This is a genomic window from Actinomadura sp. BRA 177, from assembly GCF_013372625.1.
Lineage (GTDB): Bacteria > Actinomycetota > Actinomycetes > Streptosporangiales > Streptosporangiaceae > Spirillospora.
On record NZ_JABXFD010000201.1, the window covers coordinates 1 to 7,126 of the forward strand.

7 protein-coding genes and 1 pseudogene are annotated in these 7,126 nt (G+C 73.7%); 2 read left to right on the forward strand and 6 right to left on the reverse strand.

Annotated elements, in window-relative coordinates:
* Window positions 1-225: 225 nt before the first annotated feature.
* Together HUX53_RS07095 and HUX53_RS07100 are read left to right on the forward strand one after the other, a co-directional pair.
* The gene (locus HUX53_RS07095) at window positions 226-1,053 is read left to right on the forward strand and encodes a patatin-like phospholipase family protein (RefSeq protein ID WP_176402363.1); all 828 of its coding nucleotides are present in this window, start codon (window positions 226-228) and stop codon (window positions 1,051-1,053) included.
* A complete protein-coding gene (locus tag HUX53_RS07100; protein WP_176402364.1) occupies window positions 1,043-1,534 on the forward strand; it encodes a MarR family winged helix-turn-helix transcriptional regulator in 492 nt (163 codons plus the stop codon). The genes HUX53_RS07095 and HUX53_RS07100 overlap by 11 nt, the downstream gene beginning before the upstream one ends.
* Here HUX53_RS07100 and HUX53_RS07105 read toward each other — a convergent pair.
* From HUX53_RS07105 to HUX53_RS07130, 6 genes and pseudogenes are all read right to left on the reverse strand, one after another.
* Window positions 1,531-2,646, reverse strand: coding sequence for an amidase (locus HUX53_RS07105; protein ID WP_176402365.1), 1,116 nt, complete (start codon window positions 2,644-2,646; stop codon window positions 1,531-1,533). The genes HUX53_RS07100 and HUX53_RS07105 overlap by 4 nt on opposite strands.
* Window positions 2,647-2,693: 47 nt before the next feature.
* On the reverse strand, window positions 2,694-4,454 hold the full coding sequence (locus tag HUX53_RS07110) for an ABC-F family ATP-binding cassette domain-containing protein (RefSeq protein WP_176402366.1): 1,761 nt from the start codon (window positions 4,452-4,454) through the stop codon (window positions 2,694-2,696).
* Between the two features lie 42 nt (window positions 4,455-4,496).
* Window positions 4,497-4,688 carry a hypothetical protein gene (locus HUX53_RS07115; protein WP_176402367.1) on the reverse strand — a complete coding sequence of 64 codons (192 nt, stop codon included), beginning with the start codon at window positions 4,686-4,688 and terminating at the stop codon, window positions 4,497-4,499.
* Between the two features lie 119 nt (window positions 4,689-4,807).
* The gene (locus HUX53_RS07120) at window positions 4,808-5,728 is read right to left on the reverse strand and encodes a 4-(cytidine 5'-diphospho)-2-C-methyl-D-erythritol kinase (protein WP_309237096.1); all 921 of its coding nucleotides are present in this window, start codon (window positions 5,726-5,728) and stop codon (window positions 4,808-4,810) included.
* 30 nt (window positions 5,729-5,758) lie between these two features.
* Window positions 5,759-6,826: a glycosyl hydrolase gene (locus tag HUX53_RS07125; protein ID WP_309237095.1), complete on the reverse strand. Its 1,068-nt coding sequence runs from the start codon at window positions 6,824-6,826 to the stop codon at window positions 5,759-5,761.
* Window positions 6,827-6,945: 119 nt separating this feature from the next.
* Window positions 6,946-7,126, reverse strand: a pseudogene (locus HUX53_RS07130) (16S rRNA (adenine(1518)-N(6)/adenine(1519)-N(6))-dimethyltransferase); the annotation flags it as partial.

The window sequence follows — 7,126 nt, forward strand, 5'->3', positions numbered from 1 at the left end:
CCTCGATTTCCCCCCCGTGGCATCACTACCTGTACACCACCCAGCACCTCATGCTACGCGGCCCCCGCCACGCCATCGGCCGCAAGCCCTAGGCCCTCTCCCTTTCCCTCCGCCGTTTTGTGATTTCCCGGCCCCCCAGAACCACAACACGCCGCAAGTCAACGGAGAGGGCCTAGGGCTTGCGGCCGATGGCGTGGCGGGGGCGGGGTGCTTAGGGTCGCCGTCATGACTTCGAGTGGATGGGCGCTGGTGCTCGGGCCCGGCGGGCCGGTCGGGACGGCGTGGCTGCTCGGCCTCGCGGCCGGGCTGCGCGAGGCGGGCTCGGACCTGGCGGACGCGGATCTGATCGTCGGCACGTCGGCGGGCGCGATCGCGGGCGCCGCGATCAGGACCGGACGGGATCTCACCGAGCTGGCGGAGCTGCCGCCGCCGAGCGAACCGCGACCGCCGGCGGACCTGTCGGTGATGGGGCGGGCGTTCGAGTTAGGCGCCGACCCGGATCTGGGGCCGGACGAGGTCAGGCGCCGGATCGGGCGGCTCGCGCTGGAGGCGGGGGCGCTCCCGGAGGAGCGGCATCGGGCGAGCATGCGCTTCCTCGTCGGGACGGACGAGTGGCCGAGCGGCCGGCTCCTGGTCACCGGCGTGGACGTCGCGACGGGCGAACCGGTCGTATGGGACGCGTCGAGCGGCGTCCCGCTGTCGGCGGCCGTCGCGGCGAGCAGTTCCGCGCCGGGCTTCGCCGAGCCGGTGACGATCGGCGGCCGCCGCTACATGGACGGCGCTTTCGCGGGCGGCTCGAACGTGGCGCTCGCGGCGGGCGCCGGGACGGTGGTGGTGATCGAGCCGTTCGCGCACATGTCGGACGGAGCGGGACCCGATGTCCGCATCGTCCCGGACGAGGGGTCGCTGGAGGCGTTCGGCGACAACGTGGGCGACATGTCCCGCTGGTCGCCGGTGTACCGGGCGGGACGACGCCAGGCGCCGGACGCCGCCCGGCTGATCGGGTCGTGTGTCTCGATATCGAGAAAGGTAGGGTGGCGGGATGCGCGATGAGGTCGACAGGCTGGTCGAGGCGTGGCAGACCGAGCGTCCGGACCTGGACGTGCGGCCGCTGCAGGTCCTCAGCCGCGTGTCCCGGCTGGCCCGGCACCTGGACCGCGCGCGGCGCGCGGTGTTCGTGGCGCACGACGTGGAGTCGTGGGAGTTCGACGTGCTCACCGCGCTGCGCCGGGCGGGCACGCCGTACCAGCTGAGCCCCGGCCGGCTGCTGCGCGCGACGCTGGTGACGTCCGGCACGATGACGAACCGCATCGACCGGCTGGCGGCGGCGGGCCTGGTCGAGCGGCATCCGGACCCGCAGGACAAGCGCGGCGTGCAGGTCCGCCTCACCGAGGCGGGCCTGACGCGCGTGGACGCGGCGTTCGCGGACCTGCTCGAACGGGAGCAGATGATCCTGGAGGGCCTCAGCCCGGAGCAGCGGGACGTTCTAGCCGGCCTCCTCCGTACCCTCCTCGTCCCGTTCGACCGGGACTAGGACAGGGCGGCCTCCAGGGCGGCGGCCAGCCCGCAGAGCCGCTCTTCGCCTCCGGCGGGCCCGATGAGCTGGACGGACGCTGGCAGGTGCGACCCCGGCAGCGGCACGGGCAGTGCGAACGCGGGCAGCCCGGCAACGTTGACCTGGCCGGTCAGCGTGGTGAGGACGAGGTCGGATTCGTCCGCCTCGTCGGGTTCGGGGGCGACGCAGGTCAGTACCGGGAGGGCGATCGCGGCGTGCCGGGCGAGGATCGCGTCCAGTTCGGCCCGGAGCGACTTCTGGAGGCCGAGGGCCCAGTCGAGCATCCCGGCCTCGGACACGTCCTGCATCTGCTGGATGCGCCGGTGGATGCGTCCGCTCAGCTTGGCCGGGTCGCCGAGCAGGTGGCCGTTCTGCTCCCAGCCTTCGACGCTGACGATGACGCCGTTGACGGTGGCGGCCTCCTCGTAGTGCGCGGACGTGACCTCGCTGAGCGGCCCGAGGCGACGCAGCGCGTCGTCCACGGCGGCGTCGATCGCGGGGTCCACGCCGGGGACGCGGAGCCGCGCGACCGGCAGGGAGGCGTCATACGGGACGGGCGTGAACCCGGGTTCGATGAGGTCCATGCCGAGGACGACGGCGGCGACGTCGCGTCCCATGGGCCCGACGACGTCCAAAGTCGGCGACAGCGGATACACGCCCTCAAGGGGCACCCGCCCGTTGGTGGTCTTCAGCCCGGCGATGCCGCAGCAGGCGGCGGGGATGCGGATCGACCCGGACGTGTCGGTGCCGAACGCGACGTCGGCCTCGCCGGTGGCGACGGCGACGGCGGAGCCGCTGGACGAGCCGCCCGGCACCCGCGACGGGTCGAGCGGGTTCACCGGCGTGCCGGACCACGGGTTGACGCCGTCGGCGGCCATGCACAGCTCGTTCAGGTTGGCCTTGCCGGCGATGCGGGCGCCCCGCGCGCGGGCGGAGGCGACGACGGGCGCGTCCGCGGCGGCGGGTTCGGCGCGCTCGGCGATGGCCCGGCAGCCCGCCGTGGTGGGCAGGCCGGCCACGTCGATGGCGTCCTTGACGGCGAGCCGCGGGCCGTCGCCGGGCGCGTCCGTCTTGATGATCCAAGTCGTCATTGAGGGATGATCCCCGGTCCGGGCCGGATACTCCAGTGGCCGTCCTGCTAGCCGAGATCCTCGGCGAGCATCAGCCACTCCTCTTCGACGGTCGCGGCCTCGGCCTGGATCTCGCGGAGCCGGCCGTCCAGTTCCTGGAGCTTGCCGTAGTCGGTGGCGTGCGCGGCGAGCTGCTCGTGGAGGTCGGCCTCCTGCCCGGCGAGCTTCTCCAGGCGGCGTTCGAGCTGGTCGAGTTCCTTGCGGGCCTTCCAGTCCTGCCCGCCCTTGGGCTTCGGCGGCGCGGGCTTCTCGGCGGCGGGCGGCGCGCCCGGCTTGGGCGCGTTCCCGGCGGCACGCCGCTCCAGGTATTCGTCGACGCCGCCGGGCAGCATCGACACGCGCCCGTCGCCCAGCAGCGCCACGACGTGGTCGGTGATGCGCTCCAGGAAGTACCGGTCGTGGCTGACGACGACGAGGGTGCCCGGCCATCCGTCGAGGAGGTCCTCGACTTCGGTGAGCGTCTCGATGTCGAGGTCGTTGGTGGGCTCGTCCAGGAGCAGGACGTTGGGCTCGCCCATCAGCAGCCGGAGGATCTGCAGGCGGCGGCGTTCACCGCCGGACAGGTCGCCGACGGGCGTCCACTGCCGGTCCCCCGCGAAGCCGAGCCGTTCGAGGAGCTGGCTCGCCGTCCACTCGCGCTTGCCGACGGTGATGCGGCGCCGGATCTCCTCGACCGACTCCAGGACGCGCCGGGTCGGGTCGAGGTCCTCCAGGTTCTGCGTCAGGTGCGCGAGCTGGACGGTCTTGCCCTGCACCACTGTGCCCGCCACCGGCTGGACGGACCCGTCCAGCAGCCGCAGCAGGGTGCTCTTGCCGCTGCCGTTGACGCCGACGAGGCCGACCCGGTCGCCGGGCCCGAGCTGCCACGTCGTCCGCGTGAACAGTTCCTTGCCGCCGAGTTCGACGGTGACGTCCTCGATGGCGTAGACGGTCTTGCCGAGCCGCGCGGTCGCGAACCGGGTCAGCTCGACGGAGTCGCGCAGCGGCGGCTCGTCGGCGATGAGGGCCTGCGCGGCGTCGACCCGGAACTTGGGCTTGGACGTGCGGGCCTGCGGGCCGCGCCGCAGCCACGCGAGTTCCTTGCGAAGCAGATTCTGCCGCTTGGCCTCGGTCGCGGCGGCGATCCGGGACCGCTCGGCCTTGGCGAGGACGTAGGCGGAGTAGCCGCCCTCGTAGCGCTCGACGCTGCCGTCGACGACCTCCCACGTCCGGTCGGTGACCTCGTCGAGGAACCAGCGGTCGTGGGTGACGACGAGCAGCGCGACCTTGCGGCCCTTCAGGTGCCGGGCGAGCCAGTCGATCGCCTCGATGTCGAGGTGGTTGGTGGGCTCGTCCAGCAGCAGCAGGTCGGACTCGGGGACGAGGAGCCGGGCCAGCGCGACGCGGCGGCGCTCCCCGCCCGACATGCCGGCGAGCGGCGCGTCCAGGGCGAGGTCGGCGAGGAGCCCGGCGAGGATGTCGCGGACGCGGACGTCGCCCGCCCACTCGTGCTCGGCGCGGTCGCCCAGCACCACGGACCGGACGGTGGCGCCCTCGGGGAAGACGTCCCGCTGGGTCAGGTAGCCGAGCCGCAGCCCCCGCGCGTGCGTGACGCGCCCCGCGTCGGGTTCGGTCTCGCGGGCGAGGACGGACACGAGGGTGCTCTTGCCGCCGCCGTTGCGGCCGACGACGCCGACGCGGTCGCCCTCGTCCAGGCCGAGGGACACGGCGTCGAGCAGCGGCTTGGGCCCGTAGGCCTTGGCGACGTTCTCAAGGTTGACCAGATTCACGACACCGCCAACCCTATTGCCCCCGCCCGACCGCTCGTGCGCTCAGACCTCCTCGCTCAGCGGACGGCCGGGGGTTCTGGCGGGATCGCCGACGTGGCCCTGCGCGGCGGCGCCGCGGCGGGTCGCGCCAGGTGCGTTGTGGCGTATGTCACGTTCACGGCGTACGGCCAGGACGGCCAGCGCCGCCATCATGGCGAGCGCGGCCAGGCCGAGCAGCCCGGACAGAATCGTCATCGCTCCACCTCGCCGGAGGGGTCGGTGCGGCAGGGAATCGCTGTCACGGAGAGTAGGACGCCCGTCGCGCACGGGAGGTTCACACCGGCGATTTCACATAGCGAGATCAGACCACGGGTTCACACCAGGGTCGCGCCGGGGACCGGGCCGGACGCCCGGACGATTTGCTCGGCGACGCCCGCGCCGTCCAGCGCGTGCGCGAGGTCGGCGGCGTCCTCGTCGGTCTCGGCGAGGAACGCGCAGGTCGGGCCGGACCCGGAGACGAGCGCGCCGATCGCGCCGAGGTCGCGGCCGGCGTCGAGGGTGCGGCGCAGCGCCGGGCGCAGCGACAGCGCGGCGGGCTGCAGGTCGTTGGCCAGCGCGGTGCCGAGGCCCTTGGCGTCGCCGGTGGCGAGCGCGGTCATCAGCTCTTCCGAGACGCTCGGCCACGGCGCCGTCCGTCCCGCCTCCAGGCGGAGCCGGTCGCACTCGCCGTAGACGGCGGGCGTGGACAGGCCGCCGTCGGCGGTCGCGAACACCCAGTGGAAGGTGCCCCGGGTGAGGGCGGGGGTGAGCCGCTCGCCGCGGCCGACACCGACGGCGGTGCCGCCGAGGACGGCGAACGGCACGTCGCTGCCGAGGTCGGCGCCGATCTCCATCAGGTCGTCGCGGGACAGGACGGGCTGCTCCCGGTCGTCCCAGAGCCGGGCGCAGGCGACCAGCGCGGCGGCGGCGTCGGCGCTGCCGCCCGCCATGCCGCCCGCGACCGGGATCGCCTTGCGGATCTTCAGCGCGACGCGGGGTTCGACGCCGAGCCGGTCCGCGACGAGCCGGGCGGCCTGCGCGGCGAGGTTGCCGTCGTCGACGGGCACGCCGGCGACGTCCACCCGCGAGTGCGGCGCCGCCTGGACGCGGACCTCCAGTTCCCGCGCGGGCTCCGCCGTCACCACGTCGAACAGCGACACGGCGTGGAAGACGTTGACGAGGTCGTGGTAGCCGTCGTCGCGGATCGGCCCCACGCCGAGCTGGAGATTGACCTTGGCGGGGACGCGTACGGTCACTGCGCTCACGATCACGACCCTACGGGACCGCTAGCCCCCGCTGGTGACGGGGAGGTTGCGGGGGTTGAAGTAAGGGGTCGTGGCCAGCTCGCGGAGCGCGGACGTCGCGTGCTTGTCGCCGTTCACCGAGTAGGCGCGGCGCTTGTCGCGGGCGTTCTCGGCCTGCTCGTCGGAGTTGAAGTAGACGACGGCCTTGACCTGCGGGTCCTGCAGGGTCTTGGCGGCCTCGCGGAGCCAGTCGGCGCGGCGCGTGCCGTAGGCCTTCGGCACCCCGAACTCGGCGATCATGATGGGCTTCTTGTGCTTGCGGGCCCATTCCATGAACAGCTTCACGGACTCGGACAGGTCGCGGTAGTCGTAGTCGCCGCCGGGCTGGGCGTCGGCGCAGATCCAGTCGACCTGGTCGTCGCCGGGGTAGTAGGAGCCGGCGTCGGGGCCGCCGAACCCGCGCGCGGTGGGGCACCACACCCAGGCGACGTTGTCGACCTGCTGCTCCTTGAAGATCTCCCGCAGGTGCTTCCACGCGGCGATGTAGTCGGCCGGGGAGTGGACGCGCTTCCCGGCGGAGGACCGGTCCATGTCCCGCGACCAGCGCAGGAACACCGGCTTGCCGAGGTCCTTCACAGCGCGGGCGCGCTTGGCGATCAGGTCGTCGTACTCGCCTTGGACGATCTTCCGGGTGTCGGCGCCGCCCCAGGTCAGCAGGAGGTACCGGTTGCCGTCGGCGACGGACTTCTCCAGGGCGCCGGGGAAGTCGCTCTTCCAGCTCCGGTAGCTCTGCACGATGTCGAGCTGCCGGCCGAGCCGCTGCTCGAAGCGGGCGATGGGCGCCATGCCGGGCTTGCCGGCGTCCTTCCCGGACGGCGAGCCCGACGGTGTCCCGGACGGCGCCCCCGACGGGGACGACGACGGCCGCCCGGTGCCCTCCGGCGGCACCCAGGCACCGAAGTAGGCGCCCTGCTTCGGCGGGACCGGCGCGACCCCGGCCCGCGCCGTCGTGGTGATCTTCGGTGCCGCGCCGGCGCCGTCGCCGCAGCCGGCCGCCACCGTCGCGACCATGCCCGCGGTCGCGAGCAGCGCCGTCCCCACGAGGGGCACCCGCCTCCCCAGGAGGGGCACCCTGGTCCGCGCCGTCCGCGAACGCGCCTTCACATCGACCTCCGGCTCGTGCTGGTGTTGTGCCGCCCCGCGCGACCGCCCCGGCGGAATCCGCCCGCCTAGGGGGTCGGGGATCGATCTCCCCGGCGTGAAGGACCATACTCGGCAATACGGGCGAAGGCGGCCACGTCCAGAGCTTCTCCCCTGGCGCGTGGATCGACGCCGGCCGCGCGCAGCGCCTCCTCGGCGGCGGCCGCGGAGCCCGGAGGCCTTGACGGCCTGGACGATCTCGTCCGGCGC

Bases quoted from the DNA above. Each gene is read 5' to 3' on its own strand.
- HUX53_RS07095 (WP_176402363.1), top strand. From the start codon at position 226: ATGACTTCGAGTGGATGGGCGCTGGTGCTCGGGCCCGGCGGGCCGGTC.
- HUX53_RS07100 (WP_176402364.1), top strand. From the start codon at position 1,043: ATGCGCGATGAGGTCGACAGGCTGGTCGAGGCGTGGCAGACCGAGCGT.
- HUX53_RS07105 (WP_176402365.1), bottom strand. From the start codon at position 2,646: ATGACGACTTGGATCATCAAGACGGACGCGCCCGGCGACGGCCCGCGG.
- HUX53_RS07115 (WP_176402367.1), bottom strand. From the start codon at position 4,688: ATGACGATTCTGTCCGGGCTGCTCGGCCTGGCCGCGCTCGCCATGATG.